Origin of the sequence: Caloramator sp. Dgby_cultured_2, from assembly GCF_028872215.1 — a bacterium.
Taxonomy (GTDB): Bacteria; Bacillota; Clostridia; order Clostridiales; family Caloramatoraceae; genus Caloramator; species Caloramator australicus.
Window position 1 is genome coordinate 2,165,284 of the sequence record NZ_CP118396.1, and the last position, 17,462, is coordinate 2,182,745.

29 protein-coding genes and 2 pseudogenes are annotated in these 17,462 nt (G+C 31.5%); 7 read left to right on the top strand and 24 right to left on the bottom strand.

Annotation, left to right across the window (positions count from 1 at the left end; translation table 11 throughout):
- Positions 1–31 precede the first annotated feature (31 nt).
- Positions 32–376, top strand: a complete 345-nt coding sequence (locus PWK10_RS15015; RefSeq protein WP_274766601.1) for a CDP-alcohol phosphatidyltransferase family protein — start codon at positions 32–34, stop codon at positions 374–376.
- 174 nt (positions 377–550) lie between these two features.
- Here PWK10_RS15015 and PWK10_RS15020 read toward each other — a convergent pair whose 3' ends face one another.
- The 24 genes and pseudogenes from PWK10_RS15020 to PWK10_RS20110 form a co-directional block, all read right to left on the bottom strand.
- Positions 551–1,888: a methyl-accepting chemotaxis protein gene (locus PWK10_RS15020; protein ID WP_274766602.1), complete on the bottom strand. Its 1,338-nt coding sequence runs from the start codon at positions 1,886–1,888 to the stop codon at positions 551–553.
- A 44-nt stretch (positions 1,889–1,932) separates the two neighbouring features.
- Positions 1,933–2,106, bottom strand: a complete 174-nt coding sequence (locus tag PWK10_RS15025) for a hypothetical protein (RefSeq protein ID WP_274766603.1) — start codon at positions 2,104–2,106, stop codon at positions 1,933–1,935.
- On the bottom strand, positions 2,106–2,243 hold the full coding sequence (locus PWK10_RS15030) for a hypothetical protein (RefSeq protein ID WP_274766604.1): 138 nt from the start codon (positions 2,241–2,243) through the stop codon (positions 2,106–2,108). The genes PWK10_RS15025 and PWK10_RS15030 overlap by 1 nt, the downstream gene beginning before the upstream one ends.
- A 47-nt stretch (positions 2,244–2,290) precedes the next feature.
- Positions 2,291–2,596: pseudogene (locus PWK10_RS15035) on the bottom strand (SOS response-associated peptidase family protein); the annotation flags it as partial.
- 159 nt (positions 2,597–2,755) lie between these two features.
- Complete coding sequence (locus tag PWK10_RS15040) at positions 2,756–2,905, bottom strand: hypothetical protein (protein ID WP_274766605.1); 150 nt, start codon at positions 2,903–2,905, stop codon at positions 2,756–2,758.
- A gap of 1 nt (position 2,906) precedes the next feature.
- Complete coding sequence (locus PWK10_RS15045; protein ID WP_274766606.1) at positions 2,907–3,464, bottom strand: DMT family transporter; 558 nt, start codon at positions 3,462–3,464, stop codon at positions 2,907–2,909.
- Between the two features lie 431 nt (positions 3,465–3,895).
- Positions 3,896–4,378, bottom strand: a complete 483-nt coding sequence (locus PWK10_RS15050) for a hypothetical protein (protein WP_274766607.1) — start codon at positions 4,376–4,378, stop codon at positions 3,896–3,898.
- Between the two features lie 207 nt (positions 4,379–4,585).
- Positions 4,586–5,654: pseudogene (tnpB, locus tag PWK10_RS15055) on the bottom strand (IS200/IS605 family element RNA-guided endonuclease TnpB).
- Between the two features lie 2 nt (positions 5,655–5,656).
- Positions 5,657–6,058: an IS200/IS605 family transposase gene (gene tnpA, locus PWK10_RS15060; RefSeq protein ID WP_274768312.1), complete on the bottom strand. Its 402-nt coding sequence runs from the start codon at positions 6,056–6,058 to the stop codon at positions 5,657–5,659.
- Between the two features lie 184 nt (positions 6,059–6,242).
- The gene (locus PWK10_RS15065; RefSeq protein ID WP_274766608.1) at positions 6,243–6,443 is read right to left on the bottom strand and encodes an RNA polymerase sigma factor; all 201 of its coding nucleotides are present in this window, start codon (positions 6,441–6,443) and stop codon (positions 6,243–6,245) included.
- A gap of 52 nt (positions 6,444–6,495) precedes the next feature.
- Positions 6,496–6,714, bottom strand: coding sequence for a hypothetical protein (locus PWK10_RS18995; protein WP_342455553.1), 219 nt, complete (start codon positions 6,712–6,714; stop codon positions 6,496–6,498).
- Positions 6,715–7,091: 377 nt separating this feature from the next.
- On the bottom strand, positions 7,092–7,514 hold the full coding sequence (locus PWK10_RS15075) for a LiaF transmembrane domain-containing protein (protein ID WP_274766609.1): 423 nt from the start codon (positions 7,512–7,514) through the stop codon (positions 7,092–7,094).
- A gap of 394 nt (positions 7,515–7,908) precedes the next feature.
- Positions 7,909–8,214, bottom strand: a complete 306-nt coding sequence (locus tag PWK10_RS15080; RefSeq protein ID WP_274766610.1) for a hypothetical protein — start codon at positions 8,212–8,214, stop codon at positions 7,909–7,911.
- Between the two features lie 360 nt (positions 8,215–8,574).
- Entirely contained in the window at positions 8,575–9,333 is a 759-nt protein-coding gene (locus PWK10_RS15085; RefSeq protein ID WP_274766611.1) for a sigma-70 family RNA polymerase sigma factor, read from the bottom strand.
- 604 nt (positions 9,334–9,937) lie between these two features.
- On the bottom strand, positions 9,938–11,083 hold the full coding sequence (locus PWK10_RS15090) for a replicative DNA helicase (protein WP_274766612.1): 1,146 nt from the start codon (positions 11,081–11,083) through the stop codon (positions 9,938–9,940).
- Positions 11,084–11,225: 142 nt separating this feature from the next.
- On the bottom strand, positions 11,226–11,495 hold the full coding sequence (locus PWK10_RS15095) for a hypothetical protein (protein ID WP_274766613.1): 270 nt from the start codon (positions 11,493–11,495) through the stop codon (positions 11,226–11,228).
- On the bottom strand, positions 11,485–12,345 hold the full coding sequence (locus PWK10_RS15100) for a helix-turn-helix domain-containing protein (RefSeq protein WP_274766614.1): 861 nt from the start codon (positions 12,343–12,345) through the stop codon (positions 11,485–11,487). Before PWK10_RS15100 ends, PWK10_RS15095 begins: the two co-directional genes overlap by 11 nt.
- A 66-nt stretch (positions 12,346–12,411) precedes the next feature.
- Positions 12,412–12,606, bottom strand: a complete 195-nt coding sequence (locus PWK10_RS15105; protein WP_274766615.1) for a hypothetical protein — start codon at positions 12,604–12,606, stop codon at positions 12,412–12,414.
- A 61-nt stretch (positions 12,607–12,667) separates the two neighbouring features.
- A complete protein-coding gene (locus tag PWK10_RS15110; protein ID WP_274766616.1) occupies positions 12,668–12,931 on the bottom strand; it encodes a hypothetical protein in 264 nt (87 codons plus the stop codon).
- A complete protein-coding gene (locus PWK10_RS15115; RefSeq protein ID WP_274766617.1) occupies positions 12,903–13,334 on the bottom strand; it encodes a hypothetical protein in 432 nt (143 codons plus the stop codon). The genes PWK10_RS15110 and PWK10_RS15115 overlap by 29 nt, the downstream gene beginning before the upstream one ends.
- Positions 13,312–13,542, bottom strand: coding sequence for a helix-turn-helix domain-containing protein (locus tag PWK10_RS15120; protein WP_274766618.1), 231 nt, complete (start codon positions 13,540–13,542; stop codon positions 13,312–13,314). The genes PWK10_RS15115 and PWK10_RS15120 overlap by 23 nt, the downstream gene beginning before the upstream one ends.
- A 163-nt stretch (positions 13,543–13,705) precedes the next feature.
- On the bottom strand, positions 13,706–13,951 hold the full coding sequence (locus PWK10_RS15125; RefSeq protein ID WP_274766619.1) for a hypothetical protein: 246 nt from the start codon (positions 13,949–13,951) through the stop codon (positions 13,706–13,708).
- A 25-nt stretch (positions 13,952–13,976) separates the two neighbouring features.
- Positions 13,977–14,147, bottom strand: a complete 171-nt coding sequence (locus PWK10_RS15130; RefSeq protein WP_274766620.1) for a hypothetical protein — start codon at positions 14,145–14,147, stop codon at positions 13,977–13,979.
- Between the two features lie 66 nt (positions 14,148–14,213).
- Positions 14,214–14,351, bottom strand: coding sequence for a helix-turn-helix domain-containing protein (locus PWK10_RS20110; protein WP_446715387.1), 138 nt, complete (start codon positions 14,349–14,351; stop codon positions 14,214–14,216).
- 261 nt (positions 14,352–14,612) lie between these two features.
- Here PWK10_RS20110 and PWK10_RS20115 point away from each other — a divergent pair, with 261 nt between their 5' ends.
- From PWK10_RS20115 to PWK10_RS15160, 6 genes are all read left to right on the top strand, one after another.
- The gene (locus tag PWK10_RS20115) at positions 14,613–14,903 is read left to right on the top strand and encodes a helix-turn-helix domain-containing protein (RefSeq protein ID WP_446715388.1); all 291 of its coding nucleotides are present in this window, start codon (positions 14,613–14,615) and stop codon (positions 14,901–14,903) included.
- The gene (locus PWK10_RS15140) at positions 14,900–15,166 is read left to right on the top strand and encodes a hypothetical protein (RefSeq protein WP_274766622.1); all 267 of its coding nucleotides are present in this window, start codon (positions 14,900–14,902) and stop codon (positions 15,164–15,166) included. Before PWK10_RS20115 ends, PWK10_RS15140 begins: the two co-directional genes overlap by 4 nt.
- 188 nt (positions 15,167–15,354) lie before the next feature.
- Positions 15,355–15,615 (top strand): hypothetical protein, encoded by a 261-nt coding sequence (locus tag PWK10_RS15145; RefSeq protein ID WP_274766623.1) that lies wholly within the window; start codon positions 15,355–15,357, stop codon positions 15,613–15,615.
- Between the two features lie 29 nt (positions 15,616–15,644).
- Entirely contained in the window at positions 15,645–15,737 is a 93-nt protein-coding gene (locus PWK10_RS15150) for a hypothetical protein (RefSeq protein ID WP_274768314.1), read from the top strand.
- A 136-nt stretch (positions 15,738–15,873) separates the two neighbouring features.
- A complete protein-coding gene (locus PWK10_RS15155; RefSeq protein WP_274768315.1) occupies positions 15,874–16,536 on the top strand; it encodes a site-specific integrase in 663 nt (220 codons plus the stop codon).
- Between the two features lie 61 nt (positions 16,537–16,597).
- A complete protein-coding gene (locus PWK10_RS15160) occupies positions 16,598–16,843 on the top strand; it encodes a hypothetical protein (RefSeq protein WP_274766624.1) in 246 nt (81 codons plus the stop codon).
- Positions 16,844–17,462 lie beyond the last annotated feature (619 nt).

Below are 17,462 nucleotides of genomic sequence, written 5' to 3' on the forward strand. Positions count from 1 at the left end.
AATTGTATTATCAAAGCATAAGGAGGGTGCCATGAATATACCTAATGCTTTAACTACATTAAGATTTATCCTCATTCCTACATATTTATTTGTATACTTTTCTAAAATAAATAATTCTTTTCTTTTTGCCATGATTATATTTTTTATAGCCGGTGCCACAGATGTATTAGATGGTTATATTGCAAGAAAATATAACATGGTCACAAAGTGGGGAACTTTGCTTGATCCCCTCGCCGATAAGCTTATGCTCTTAACTGTATTATTCTCCTTATCCTATACAAATATAATCCCCCATTGGGTTTTTTATATTGTTCTTATAAAAGAAATTTCTATGATCATAGGAGGCTTTACTTTACTTAAAAATATGAAACCGTAGTTGCTGCAAAATACTATGGCAAGGCGGCAACAGCTCTATTTTATGTTGCCATTGGTATTCTTATATTTAATAAACTGTTTGGGCTTTATTTCCTATACTGTGCAATATTCTTGGCTTTTTTGCCCTTTACAATTACTTTATCCATTTTATTCAAATTAAAAGACAGGCAAAATACTAGTCGCCTGTCTTTATGTTTTCTATCATTTTACTTAAAACCAAACTTCCATTAAAATTCTCATCCATTATCTTAGATAAATTCATGTTATCCTGTGCAACCGCTGAAATGTTTTGAGCAATGTCCCCTAATGCCGCCGTAACCTGAGATATTATCTCTGTTATATTAGAAATATTCCTCTTAACCTCTTTAAACCCATCAACCGTTTGTTCCGTTCTGCTATATATATCCCTTAATAGATTTTTAAAATCCTTCGCACTTTTTTCAAATTCATTTGAAACCCCTCTAAAAGAATCATAGTCCTTAATTATCTTATCTTCTAATAAAATTATCATTTGCCTTAGAGAATCAGATAAAGAGTTCTTAGAAGATAAAACATTTTTTATAATTCCATTAACCAATGTAACCTCCCTTGAAGTTCTTTCCGCAAGCTTTCTGATCTCTTGAGCTACAACTGCAAATCCTCTTCCGCTCTCTCCTGCCCTTGCAGCCTCAATTGCAGCATTTAAAGCTAAAAGATTTATAGCTTCTGCTATTTCCAATATACTGTTGGCTACCAATGAAATTTCACTTATGGCGTCTAACTCTTCAATAGACTTTTCCAACCTTAATTTTCTCTCTTCATATATCATTTTGAATTCCTCAACATTTTTTTGTATCTTATGATTTATTTCCTTTGCTCTGCCCTCTATTTTATCTCCAATATCAAGGGATTTTCGAGTTAATAAAAATGTATCATCCGTCATAATGTCAACAGCCTCTGTATTTTTATTTATATCTCTTGCTGAAATTAAAATTTCCTCCATGCTTGCAGATATTTCTTCCGTCGATGCAGATGCCTCCTGAAGCCTTGAATTTATACTAGCAAATTTTTCATCAATAACCTTCATATTGTCAAATACTAACTGAATCTGCCTTTTCAATTCTTTAACTATATCTTTTATATTCATGATAACTTTATTTGTCCAATCGATTATTAATCCAAATTCATCCTTCCTTTGAGTTTTTAAGCTAATATCTAAATTCCCATTAGCAATATTCTCAAGGGACTCTCTAATAATGCCCACATCTTTATTTATTTTTCTTGAAAAGACTGTAATTACAAAAATTAAAAATAAAAGTATTAGCACTCCTAAAAATGAAAAAATCCTATTAAATTGCTCCTTTATTTCTATAAAATGCTCAACATCTATATCCACACCAGCAATACCCACAATCTCTCCATTAGAATTTCTAACCGGGCAAAATGCACTAATAAATGTTCCCCATTTATCTTTATATGCCTTGTCGGTAACCACAAATTCACCCCAAAAGGCCTTTTTGATATAATCATTCATTTCATAAAGTTCACCTATAGGTGAAGGGTCAAAGGACGCATCGTTTACAAAAAGAGTTTCCCTCCTTTATAGGCCATGGTATAAAAATATTTTATATTACTCCCAGCAATAAAATACATCATATTCCTTTGAATTTCCTTATATTCTTTACTTTCCATATCCTTTGTTTCTATTAGTTTTTCTAAATAATCACCATTTATATGCTTTACACCCTCCATTAAAAAATCTCTAACTTCTTTTTAAACTGATTACAAATATTTTTAAAAATTAAATTGCTGCTTATAAATAAAGTTAATAGTAAGAAGATTAAGGTCGTTATACTAAATCCAAAAATCCTATCTCCTAATCTTTTCATAAAACTCCCTCCTAGTTTATAATATTCAAAACAAGGAGGGGCGTTAATTACATCCATTTTAATTGTTCATTTTCTTCCCTTTCAAAGTATAATTTGTTATTATGATTAAAATCAATTATCCTATAGGCTTCCTTTAAATCACCAAAGAGCCAGGCATCTATATCTTTTTCATCAATTATAAGAGGCATTCTGTCATGCAAATTTTTCATTTCTTTATTTGGTGATGTTGTAAGGATAGTAAATGCATTAATTATACTCTCCCCAACTTTAAAACTATTATATATGCCACCAAATAAAATAAATTTACTTTCCTTTTTTATTTTGTATTTTATTTTATCTTTGCCTTCCTTTTTCCATTCAAAAAAGCATTAGCAACAGCAAGGCATCTTCTGTTTATAAAGGAGTCTTTAAAAAAGGCTTTTTATCAACCGTTTCAGCCCTTGCGTTAAATACAGCTTTATTTTGCAGCGGAAACCCCCACTTGTAAATTAAAATTATTTTATCCACACCTTCTAAAATTTTGTCCACATTTTTGTGATTATCGGTGCAGGATTTGTGGGAAAAACCTCACCCCTTGTGAAATCTTTAAAATCGATAAGTCTTGCACCAAAATAACTTGAAATCTCCAAAAGATCATCCTCAAGCCAATACCTTCCACACATTTTATCGCCCTCTTAAAAATTCCCATTTTGTTTCTACTGTAATAACTGAAATAAGTATTAAAGCACATCCTATAATAGTCCTCAATGTAAAGGTTTCACCTATAAAAATTACAGAAAATATGCTTCCAAAAACAGCCTCCATGCTAAGAAAAATAGCAGCTGATGTAGACTTTGTATACTTTTGAGCAACCGTCTGGAGTAAAAAGGCAATACAGGTGGATAAAATTGAAAGATATAATATTGAAAGATATCCGTTAAAGGATATATATCTAATGGAAGGTTCCGTAAAAATCGCTGTTAAAATAGAAAGGATAGCAGCAACTCCAAATTGAATAACTGTTAAATTTATAGGTTCTAACTTTTCGGCATAGTATCCCGTTGATACTATATGCCCTGCAAAGAATACAGCACAAATTAATGTCAAAAGGTCGCCAAAATTTATAGACATGCCTTTGTTATAAGTAAGGGCACCAATCCCAATAAAGCACAAAATTGCACCTATAAAGGAATAAAGATCCGGCCTTTTTTTGTAAAGGGCCCAATACAAAAATGGAACCATTACTACATTTGTTCCCGTTAAAAAGGCTTGTTTCCTGGCGTTGTAAACTGAAGACCTATCGTCTGACTTGCGAAGCCTGAAAATAAAAACAAACCTATAACGATCCCACCTATAAGTTCTGATTTATTAATATTTTTAACTTTTTTAAAGAAAATAATAGCTAAAATAAAAAAGCTATAGTAAATCTAAAGGCCATAAGATATAAGGGAGTGATTTCCGACAAAGCATTCTTAGTTGCAACGAATCCTCCCCCCAAATCGCTGCAACAAGTAAGAGAGCTAGATTAGCCCAAATTGTAACTTTTTTATCCATACATGTCCCCCAAAAATTTAGATAATTTAATTATATCCTGAATTTTGAAAATTTTCTATGTAGCATTGGATGTTAAAGACAAAAACATAGAAATAAGGTAAAAAGGATTTTCATCCTTTTTACCTTTTATTTCGATAAAGAAGATACGCACCAATCGCAATAAATATAACTGGTATAAAGTAAGTGCTTATATAGGATCTTATTAAATTATATATTTCATTCCCATAAAAGGCTTTATTTATAACCCCTAATACTCCTAATATAACTAAAGCCCATCCGGCTATTAATATCCACTTATCGTTTAAAAGGTTAGCCCATCTGCCATCTAACTGGAAACTTCCATTTCCAAATATATCGCTATCATAAACTATTTCGCCTCTATCCAATTTATTGGCTACATTAAAGGTATCGAAAAAGGTATAAAACCATAATGGTATTTTAATAATGGAAGCTAAAAAAGATAACCCAACAATCCTAAACACAGGTTCGATTAAAAGGTAAAGCAGCAAAAATTGAATCCCTCTTCTTATAAGTCCTAAATACATATATCCTACACCAGGTATTAAAGCCGCAAGAAAGGTAAGAAATGAATTTCTCCTCATAAACTACACCCCCATTAATTTGTTTAAATTTTGGATTAAAACGTTCACTCTAAAGATAAATAAAGACTGAAATGAAAATATCCTTTCATATAAACTCGTAAAATGTGAACTACCCCCACTTATAGAAGTGGTGGCTTCGTGGTCAATACTCAAAGCGGAGTAAGTTATCCCACGCTCAAAGGGCTGTTCCTTCCCCATATATACCAATCACATGGCTAATTTTAGCAAATTCTTACTTGCATTTATATCTCTATCATGAACTGCACCACACTTTGGACATTTCCATTCTCTCAATGCTAAATTCTTTACATCAGGATTTTTATATCCACATTCACTACATGTTTGACTTGATGCATAATTTTGTGGTGCTATTATTATTTCTCTGCCATACCATCTTGCTTTATATTCTAACATCCTTCTAAATTCTGCCCATGATACTTCTGTTATTGCTTTGGCTAATTTATGATTTTGTTGCATATTTTTTACCTGTAAATCTTCTAAAACTATCACTTGGTTTTCGTGTATAATTTTAGAAGATAATTTGTGAAGAAAATCTTTTCTTTGATTTGATATTTTTTCGTATAATTTTGCAAGTTTTTGTCTTGTCCTTTCATAGTTTTTACTTTGCTTTTGCTTTCTTGATAATGATTTTTGTATAATTTTAATTCTTTTTTCTGTTTTTCTTAACCATTTTGGATTTTCTACCTTTGTTCCATCAGATAAAATAGCAAATTCTTTAATTCCTAAATCTATACCTACTTTTCTATCTATTTTAGGTAATTCTTTAATTTCTTCTTCTACAAGTATAGAAGCATAATATTTACCTGTTGGCGTTTTTGATATAGTTACGGATTTAATTCTTCCTTCAAATTGTCTGTGTTGTTTTATTTTTATTTTTGTCTTTAACTTTGGAACTTTTAGATAACTACCTTCAAGTGTTACTGTCCCATTTTGATTATTTGTAGTATAAGACTGGTAACCTTTCTTTTTCTTGAACTTTGGAAAGGCTGTTTTTTTATCTCTAAAGAAATTTTTATATGCTTTTTCTAAATTAAGTTGTGCGTTGGAAAGTGCAAGACTATCTACTTCTTTTAGAAAAGAATATTCTTTTTATATTGTGCAGGTGTATTGTTTAGCATTTCTCCTGTTTTTTATAGTATTCTATTTTGTCATGTAGCATTTTGTTGTATATAAATCTTACACAACCAAATACTTTTGCAAAATATTCTTCTTGTTCTTTTGTTGGATATATCCTGTATTTATAAGCCTTTAGCAAAGTTACACCTCTTTCCCTTGCTTTTCTATATATTTTTTAATTACTTCAATTGACACCCCACCTGTTGTAAGTAAACAGTAACTTCTTGACCAAAAATATTCTTTCCATAATTGCTCTTTTAATTTAGGATACTCTTTCTTTATCAATCTTGATGAAGCACTTTTATATGCATTTATAAACTTAGACAACTCAGTATTAGGATGTGCTTTGAATAATATATGGATATGGTCTTTATCATGGTTCCATTCTTGTAATGTGATATTATAATTATCCTGTATCTTTTCAAATATTTCTTTTAGTCTATTCGATATATTATCATAAATAACTTTTCTTCTATATTTAGTTACCAAAACAAGATGATAATACAATAAGAATAATGAATGATTATTATTGTCTAAATCCATTCTATTACATAACCTACTTCCTATAATACTGATTATACAATAAAGGAAGAATTTATCAATCAACATTCATCACCCACTTACAGAAGTGGGCGACTTCTGTTGCTGTTTAGTTAAAACTTCCTTTAACTTTTTCCTTCTCAAAAATCTATACATGTTGATCGGGCAATGTAAAAAAGATAGGTTTTTAAAGAACACTCACATCTATATTTTGAAATGTTTTGGTAAAACTTAAAAAAACCTCCTGAGATATATCCTCCGCTTCTTGAAGATCTTTAACATAAGAATAACAAAACATTACAAGCTGCTTTTTGTATAAATCAACAATATAAACAAATGAATCTTTATCCCCTTCCCTTATCCTTTCGACTAAACCCTTCTCCTCCAACAAAATCACTCCATACACTTAAAGTTAATAACACCACTGTTTAATCTTATAATCATTTTATTTCTCCCACTTCCAATAACCCTTTTATTCCCGAATTTACTCTTGTATCACCATTTAATCTGCATACCCCATTGTCTAAATTGAGCTCAACATCTACATCCTTTTCCTTTGTAGAAAAATTTACTACCCCACTGTTTAATGAAACGTTAAAATTTTTTACTACATCTTCCTTTTTATTATCATCCTTAACATCTATTTTACCATTCACCATATCAATTTTTAAATTTTTTAATTCTCCGTTTATATTTGCATTTCCATTTACTCCCCAAACTTCAACGGTATTGGATATATCCTTTGCGTTTAAATTTACATTCTGACCGTTTAAGCTTAGTATTTTTGCGTTAGAAATGTTTACATCGGCATTTTGAGAATCGATCTTTACTTTAGTTATATTGGCACTGCTTGAAAACTTTAGATTATTAGAAACAACCTCTAAATTAACTATCTTTGGAACATAAACGGTTAGTTCTACTCCCTTTATCTCGTTGTTAAAAAACTCTATTTTAGTCCATCCCTCTGAGGATTCTAAAGTAGGCTCAAATTTGTTATAAAAGCTGCCTTTAGGAAAATAAACTTTGCCCTCAACCTTTATCTTTTTTCATTTGTTTCAATAATGTTAACCTTTAAATTATCAGCTTTTATCAGAACATTGTTTTCTACTGTCTCTAAAGAACTGTCAAAATTTATAGCTTTACTGTCTAATGAATTAAAAGGTTTAAGTTGAAAAGAATCAAAATTAACTATTTTAGAGGAAAAATTTAAACTATAAGAATAAAAGCCGTTAACTGCAATATAAATTAGAATAACAAAAACTATCAAAGGATTTAGTGACATCCTTTCTTCACGTTTTCTTAAGCTAAAAAATATAAGCTCCAACCCTAAAATAACAAGAAGTAAAGGCCAAAACTTTAGCATGGTCATCCCTAAATTAACATCAATTCTTTTTATTATCATCCAAATTCCTAAAAATATAAACCCTACTGCACTTGATATGGTTCCAATACTTCTCATAGTCTATCCCCCTTTCTTTATTCACTTATATAGACGAAGCTTTTTGAAATTATCCCATGAAGGATATAAAAATCTTTTTAACTAAAAAACAATAAAGGGGCATAAAATGTTGCCCCTTTTTAAATGATATAAAACTATTTTGGAGCTCCATGCCGGATTCGAACCGGCGACCTGCTGATTACGAAATAGTGGGAGACAATTTTTAGGACAAGCATTAAACTTTAGAACCCTTGAAAAATCTATGTTTTTTAACATTGTTAATTTATTCCACTTTGCAAAAAATCATTAATTTTTAATCTCGTTGCAGTATTATTGCAGTAAATTGCAGTAAAAAATAAGCCTTGATTTTATTATGTTTGTTAGCACTATTTCATATTTATTGCAGTAAAATTTTTCACTTTGCCATTTTCAAATATGCCAAATCATAGGTATTTTGTATTGTTACCTTCTCAACCTTATCAAATTTATGTTTTAACTCGTCAATATCATGTTTAATTCCTTGTATATCATCCGCTAAACTTTTTACGGATAAAGATAAAATCTCCCTTGTTCCCTGCTGCTCCTTTATTATTTCTTCAAACTTACCTTCTACTTGTTCCTTATAACTGCTATTCCCCTCAAATAATACTGCTACCTTGGATTTTATATCATTTTCTATTATTAGCTTGGTCTTATTAACTTCATTTTCCAACTCGTCCATCCTGTTATTTAAACTTTTAAAGCCCTGCTGCATTTCCTCATAAATTTTTGCATTAAATCTAATACTTTTTCATTATCCATTACTTGCACCCCGTAGTATTAATTATAATAAATCAAACCTTATTTGACTATATAGAACTTTACAAACGAACAAGTTATTATTTATTGCTAAAAATTTTTATTTTTATATAAAAACTCCTGAATTAGCTTAAATCCGGATAAATAAACTACAACAATAACCCCGTTCGTTTATATATCATGTCGCAGGTCTTTGTATCTGGTCGCTGCGGTCTCGCTGGTGCTCAGCCTAAATTATAACCGGGGGATGTTTCATCCCGTCATCAATGTTAGCATTTCTCAGCTATTTAAAATCAATACCCTTAACCTCAAACCTTTCCCTTAACCTCTCTCTTTCTAAGACAATGCTTTCTACTATGCTGCCATAATATCCTGTGTTTACTTTAGGCCTTGAATAATCTATTGCTGCAATATACGTTGTCCTAAAATCTATGTAATCCTCAAACTGCTTTTTAAAGTATCTCATCTTTGCTCTGGCCTTTCTTAATGCTCTTTCCCTTAAAATCCTTCCTTCTTTTTCATCTAATTGCATTATTTCAAATACTTGTTTATCGTGTAAATTGTTATTGTATTTTATCTTTAGGAATCGCATTTCTTCTTCATTTAAGTTCTGACCTAATATTTCCCATAGTCGCTTTAATTCCTTTGTTTCCAGCTCCTCAACAAAGTTAATGCTCTTATCCTCTATCGTATCCATTAACGTTAAGTCGCTGTCCTCATCATCTCCTATATTCTCCTCAAGGCTTAATGTGTCCTCGTGGCCTTCTAATGCCCTTCTAATAGTTTGTTTTATCCAATTAACCGCATAGGTCGAAAACTTGCAGCCTAATGCAGGATTATATTTATCAATAGCTTTCATTAGCCCAATTATTCCAACTTGGACTAAATCCTCAAAATCATAATCCTTATAATTGCATACTTCAAACATAGTGTAATATTTATTTGCGATATATTTTACAAGGTTAATGTTATTTACAATTAGCTGCTCTTTAGCCTTATCATCACCATTTGAGTAAAGCTCAAACAATTTTTCATTCGTCAAGGCCTACACACCACCTTTTAAATTTTTCCGGCCTGCTGCAAGGTCTCCCTTTCCCTGTGGCTCTCCCTTACCCCTTATTTAAGTTTTCTTTTACCCCCTCACCCAGGTGAGGTGCTGTATGCAGCTAAAATATTAAGGCCTTGTGTCCCTGCTGCTGGAATGTTAACCCTCACATAAGGCCGGTCCTAATCTCAAAATGTCAGTTTCCTGCTCTTTTTCCTTAAAAATTTCACATTTTTTCATACTCTCCCTACCCATGTGAGGTATCCGAAAGCAGTTAAATTAAAGCCTTGCAAGGACAAGGCCTTGAAATGATGTGAAATGCCTTAAGGCCTACCAATGGAAATGTAAAACCTTGTATAAGGCCGGAAGAATCCCATTTTTAAAAATAAAACGAATTTTGTATAAGCTCGGCTGGTCGCTGCGGTCTCTATTGTAAAGTGGTAACTTTTTAACTCCCCCTACCCCCTTTAACCTCATTTAGGGAATTTTTGCAAGCGAAGGGGACGCCGCCGGTATTGAGGAAATGCTGCAAAATTTCTTTATCAGCCCTACCCCTTTACTGCATTATACATAAAGGCCGGGATATGTCATCCCAAGCCTATTATACCACCTCTTTATAAATTGAACTAACAAACTGATATTCAGGAAACCATATTAATTTTATCCTTCCAGTTTTTCCATTTCTATTTTTGGCAATATTAACTTCGATAGTCTTTTTATCTTTGCTATCGTAGTTATAATACTCATCCCTGTAAAGCAATAATATTACGTCGGCATTTTCTTCTATTCCTGAACTTTCTTTGAGGTCTGACAAACTGGGCCTTTTATCCTGCCTTGCGTCTGGGTTTCTATTAAGCTGGCTTAATGCTATAACTGGGATGTCAAGCTCCATTGCCAAGTTTTTAAGTATTATGCAAACATTTGTTATCTTTTCTCTTAAACTATCGCCTAAACCTCTCAAGTTAAGTCGGCCTATATGGTCAACTACTAATAAATCAAGTTTGCCTTGCATTTTTAACTTCTTTGCCTGCTTAACTATATCGTTAATGTGGATTCCAGCTTTAGCATAGGTTATGCATTTTTGCCTTGATAGAATATTGCAGCTGTCAGCCAATTTAACCCACTCTTTATCATTCAATTGCCCTCTTTCTAACTTCTGGCTATCTAATTTGCTATACATTGCTAATCTTCTAATCCCCAATTCCTCTTTAGTCATCTCTAAGCTGTAATATAAAACATATTTTGTCTTAGAAATATTTTGAACAATGTTTAATGCAACTGCTGATTTCCCCATTCCTGGACGGCCTGCTATAATGTATAGCCTTCCTTTCTGAAAACCATTTAAGGCCTTATCTAAGTCCGTTATATCGCTTTTTAATCCTAATATGTCCCTTCCTTTTTGTTCATCAATATAATTAAATGTTTTTGAAAATAAATCTTCGTCTGTTTCTAATTGCTCATCTTCTCCATTGCTAATATCTAATAAAGCCTTTTGCATCTCATCAAATACTTCTTCAAAGTCTTTATTTTTTTCAATGTCATCATGAGCTTTTAAAATGATTTTATGCAATTTTCTATATTTAGCCTTTTCTTTTATAATCTCAACCTTAGACTTATCAAATATCGTCCCTGCTGCTAATAGCTCCGACAAATAACTAATACCACCAATAGAGCTTAAATCCCCTTTGAAGTATTCAACCAATGTCGTTGTATCTATTACAATATCCTTCTTAAATAGCTCTTGCATAGCTCTAAATAGGTTTTTATGTCTTGTATCAAAAATCTTCTGGATTAATGTCAATATCAACCATGCAATTATTATTAATCAATACTGCAGCTAAAACATCTATTTCAGCTTGTAGGTTATAAAGATTATTTGTCCCTCTCAATTACTCATCCCCACCTTCAAGAAAACTAAAGTCAAAATCCTTCCAAGTGTTATTACTGCTTATATCAGCCTTAAATATGTCGGCCATACTTGGGGAATATGAAACATTCTTTAAAACCCAGTCTATACGTTTATTAAATTCCTCGTCTGACATATCTTTCATGTATTCATACCATTGCTTTAGCCTTGCTGCATTTGGATTAAAACCTTTCTCTTGATATTCGTTTATAAGTTTGTTAATCCCTTTTTGAAAATTTAATTCACTTAACATCGTTAAAAACCTCCTCCCAAGAAAAATCTATTTTTTTATACTTTTTCTTAAATTCTTCTTCAACCTTTTCGGCTACCCACATTAAAATTGCTCTATAATCATCCTTGTATTGTTTTCCCTTTGCTCCTTTGTAATTATCAAGAACTTCTATCATGCGTTTAGTCTTTTCTTCTCCGTATTTCTGGATAAGTAAATTATATTGCTGCTCTGTCATGCTAACATATTCAGCATATTTAATCTTAGGCTTGTCCTTTTTATTGTTCCTTTTCTTACTTTTGTCCGTATCATCCGATATGTTAAGCTCTATTTCTTCACCTTTAAAAAGTGGATTAGTTATCGTTTCCTCATTTTGAAGAAACGGATTATTGTTAATTGCTTCTGATGTTTGATTTTTACTATATTCTTCCGTTTCTTCATTTTGAGGAAACGGGATATATATATTATTATTAATATTATTTATATTGTTATTTGTTATATTGTTATTTGTCTGTGGTCGATTTCCCGTATACGGAAAATAAGGAAACGGAATTTTATTCGTTTCTTCATTTTGAGGAAACGGAACTAAAAAGTAAAATACTTTGTCATATTTATTCTTTTCATTTAAGGTCTGTTGTTTTACAACGTAACCATATTGTATTAATAAATTTAAGTGCTTATAAAAACGATTTTTAGTAATTTTAAGCTTTTTTGTTATTAACTCTAATGATGGATAAGCATAACCATCACTACCAGCATAAGCAGCTAAATAACTATAAATTGCCTTTGACTCTATTGTTAACCTTTCATCATCCATAACTTGTTTTGGGATAAAACCATAACCTAAAACTTCCTTTGTTGTTGCATTGCTCATTTAATCACTCCTTGCCTTCGGTATTAAATTCAAGCTCCCTCACTCCCAAAGGCAGCCCTGCTGCATTTAGTTATACTTTGTGAGCGGATTTTCCCGCTCACCTCTATTTTTCTTTTCTTCTACCACTTGCAGCATTTTTATTGATATGTTTAGCTTATCTAACTTTTCATCAATTGAGGCTAACCTCATATCAAGCCTTTCAATTATGCTAATTAGCTGCTCCAATAACTTATCTGTTTTTGAATATGGATTCCATTCCATATAAATTCACCTCTTAAATTTTTGTAAAAGGTCTTTATTTTCATCTCATTTTCGCTTATAATTAAATTGCGTTAAGTTTATTTTTTACTTCCTTATGGAAGTTTCTTTTTATTGCTGCATTTATTAGAGCCTGTTTTAGGTCGTTTATGTATTCTTCCTCTGGAACGTTTGAATTAACAACTACTATAAGGCAACCGTTGAAGTATGTTACTATAAACTTAAAGCTAATCTTAACTGCAACCTTTTGAACAATTAAACATTTATATCTTTCCTGCAGCTCCTTTAAAGAGGAGCATTTATTTATCCTTGCTGCTGATATTTTCATTTTGCTTGTCCCCCTTATAGTAAATATCATTTACCTGAAAGAACTTTATTCCTAACTCTCTAAGTCTTTTAACCTTTTCGGATTCATATATTACAACCCCATCAATAGTTATTCGCAAAATATGCTCGTCCAACTTTACTTCATCAGCTTTAGCAGTTTCCACCTTAAACCCTCCCATGTATTCTTTTTCTAACCTTTGTCTTGCTCTTACTATTCTTTGCATCCTTTCAATTATCTTTTCTTTTTTCATAGGATTTTCAATTACATCTTTCATTACAAGCCTTTTTAGTAACCTTATTTGCTGCATTTTTAACTTCTCAAGCCTTGTCAATTTATCACCACCTTTCATGGCTGCAGCTCCGGAAGAATATTCCGAACCTTTATTCCTTCCATGCTGTTTCATTCACCCATTTAAAGAAGGCCTCTTTAGGGATTAGGATTCTTCTTTTAGCTGCCTGTATCTTAGGGAAGTCCTTCCTATGCACCAAGTTAAGCATTGTATTGTAACTTACACCTAACAACTTTGCAGCCTCATCAATGTTTAGCGTTAGCCTTTGTATCTTTTCCTTTAATGCGTCATCTGTGTAAATTTCATATTGCTTTTGCTCCATATCAAAGCCCCCTTTCCTTTGCTTATTAAATAGGAACTTTTTGATATAAAATTTTTTAAAGGTGTAAATGTATTATCTCGGTGTTTGATGTGCTAAAATATACTCTCCTCTGGGAACTTTTTAAAATAATTTTGATTTTAAAATTGACCTTTTAACCTATTGACTAAAATCTCTTTTGTTTTGTTGATAGTTTTCTCGGAGGCCTAACTGATAACCAATTTTTCAATACAATAAAGGTTAACCCACCATCGCCATTATCTTTTTTAAATTTAACTCCTTCCGGATTCGCCTCTGCATACTTTTTAAGCTTTCTTATCAAAGGCTTGTTATAAGTGAAAATCTCTGCCTCTTTGTCCTTCTCGTTGAATAGGATTATTGTTTCCCTTTCCTCAAGTGATAACTTTGACATACTTAAAACCCCTTTCTTTTGTGATTTAATTTCCCTTGCAGCTCTCCAGCTGCTCTAATTTTCTTCTTAAAAGCTCATTTTCCGTCTTTAGTATCTTTAGCCTTATCATAAGCTCCGCAGTTTGAGAACTTAGATTCTTTATGTCGTTGATTAGGCCTTCAATTATGTTTTCTTGCTGCTGGATGTATTGACACATTTTATCACCACCTTTCGTTTATATGTCTTTCCAACTTAGGAAGTCATGCCCTTGTAATTTACGATGTCATTCGATTTTGAAAATCTCGTCAAAATCAACTTCCAATGCGTCAGCTATGGCCTTTGCTGTTTTTGGCCTTGGTGAGGATTTACCATTTTCAATTAGGGATAAAGTAGAAAAAGCAATTCCTGTTTTTGACTTAATTCTCTTAAACTAAATCCTTTTTTACTCTTAAATGCTTGATTTTTTCTCCAAAAGTGTTAATCATAACATCACCTCTCTTATTCTATTTGTTTTTACAATTTTATTATATCAAACAGTTTGTTAATGTCAACATAAAGTTTAAAATATTTTTTGTGTTATTCGTTTAGTTTTTATATTGTTAATTCTATAAGTTTGTTTTATAATTAAAGTTAAACTAATTGTTTGTAGGAGGTGTGATAAGTTGAGTTTGTTTAGTGAAAGATTAAAAAATTAAGAGAAGAAAAAAGTGTCTCAAGAAATGAATTAGCTGAAGAACTTAATGTATCAACTCAAACAATAGCCAATTATGAAAATGGAAATAGAGAACCAAATTTTGATAATTTAATTAAATTAGCTGATTATTTTAAAGTTACAACTGATTATTTGATAGGAAGAAGTGATTTTCGAACTCCCGAAGAATACATATTGTATTCAAATAATATGAAAAACCAAAAATTTAACAATGAAGAAATTTATAACATCCTAACTTTTTTAGAAAACTTAGCTGTTTGATAGAATTTAGCAAAATTTATGCAGCAAATATTTATAAAAGCATAGATACTATATTAGATTCTCTTTTAGAAATACTAAATATTTTCGGAACTACAATGTTTACTCAAGATAATTCTTTTGATTTCAAAGAAACATATCATCATTTGAATATTTCCAAACAAGAAGGTGTAACATTTATTAAATATCAAGATAACGACCCGGATTTTAAATATAAAGTTTTTGTTAAACTATACAATAATTTTTTGGAATATCAAAAAAATTAATATTGAAGTTTCTAATATATTTACTATTTTATTCGATGAATTTTATAAACTAAGGTTACAAGAAGTATCGCAAAACAAAAATCTATAGATAAAATTTATCTTTTATATAACTATGAGAAATTTGGCATAAAAGGCAAATATAAGTTTTCTAAAAGAAAATGAATTTATCTTCAAAGAAGGTGTGAAAAATGCCCAAGAAAAGAGGGAATAACGAAGGAACGATATATAAGAGGCCTAACGGAACTTGGTGCGGTCAAATTACACTTGGAAGAAAAGAGGACGGCAAACTAAAAAGGCTAACCTTTTACGGGAAAACAAGGCAGGAAGTCGCCGATAAGATTAATAAGGCCATTAATTCCTATAATGCAGGTGTATTAGTAGAGCCTTCACAACTTACATTAGGCAGCTGGCTAAATACTTGGCTATTTGAGTATAAAAAAGCAGCTTGAGACCTTCAACGCTGCAAAGTTATGAGTATTTGATTAGGTATCACATCAGCCCTGCATTAGGACATTATAAACTAAAAGAGTTAAGGCCTGAGCATATACAACTTTTTACAATGAAAAGCTAAAAGAAGGCCTATCACCAAGAACCGTTAAATATATTCATACCCTTTTACATGGTGCATTAAAACAGGCCGTAAAAAATAATATAGTCGCCCGTAATGTAACAGAGGCAACTATATTACCTAAGCAAAGTAAAAAGAAATTAGGGTATTATCACTTGAGGAACAACAAAGATTTTTACAATCCCTTGAAGGAGAACGTTTAAAGGCTGCTTTTATTATAGCACTTGCAACGGGATTAAGACAAGGTGAGCTATTAGCTCTTACGTGGGATAATGTGGACTTGAAAGAAGGAACAATAAAAGTTAAAAGGTCATTGAAAAGAGTAAAGAACTTTGACCCAAGTATAAAGAAAAATACTATTTTAATATTTCAAGAACCTAAAACAAGCTCCGGGATTAGGATTATTCCATTACCACCCGCAGCAATAGAGGAATTAAAGGAGCATAGAAAAAAGCAACTTGAAGAAAAGCTAAAAGCTGGTGAAGTTTACGAAGATAATAACCTTGTCTTTGCCACTGAACTTGGTAAACCTATTGACCCAAGAAACCTATTAAGAACATTTTATCGCATTATCGAAAAGGCTAATATTGATATAAACTTCCATGCTCTGCGTCATACTTATGCTACAAGGCTACTTGAGGCTAACGAACATCCTAAAGTAGTCCAAGAAATTTTAGGCCATAAGGATATTACAACAACGCTTAATATATATTCTCATGTTTTACCGGAAGTTAAAAAAGCTGCAGCTATGAAAATTAATCATCTGTTTGAAGTAGATAATAAAAATAAAAAGTCTAAGTGATTATTTATGTCCTTTACCCTTTGTGTTATAATATTAATACCACTTCCGGAGGTGTTTAAATATGGATAATCAAAATCTTTTGGCTGCAATTGAAGAACTGCTTGATAAAAAACTTGAACCTATTAACAACAAACTTGATAACATGGAGAAAAAATTAAATGCAGTATTTGACCAAGTGGCCGACCTTACAGAGTTTAAAACCGAAGTTAAAGAAAAACTTGATAACATTAGAGATGATATTAACGCTATCGAATATGTAACATCTAAAAACTGGAATGAAATAACTAAGCTAAAAATAGCAAAATAATAAATGGGACGGTAAAATGCCGCCCCATTTTCTTTATAAGAGTTTTTCACAAAAAGTGTAAAACCTCAAGTTCCGGCCTGCTGGAAGGTTTTAATTTTGCTCCGGCCTTGTGGAGCAGTTTAATTTTCCCATTATTTTTTGTTTTAACAATACTTATGCGTGATACTCTACAATAACAAGGTATTGTGTAATAGATTATTAATAAACTCATATATTCGCCCACTTCTGGTCGAAAGTTATCCTTGCAAAGGCATAAAAAATAGTCGGTTTATAAAACCGACCTTGGATTGAGTTTTTATTAGTCCTAAAACCCTTTTCCAACTCCTTATTGTTAATATAACACATACCTTAAATTATGGCAAGAAAAATTTTACTATTAACCATTAAGTTTTTGTTAATAGATAACAAGGTCTTTCTTGGATTTTGCTTTCTGTTTATGTGCTTTTAATGAAAAATATCAACAAATCCAATTTTGGATCGGTTAAGAGTTTCAATATATCTTTTAAAATCGATTTTAAGGCCTTCCTTCTAACGTTTATTTTTAGATTCTTATTCCGTTGACGGTGAACGAATCATTCAGCGTTTGACTTCCTTCCAACGTTTATCCTTAGATTCTTAA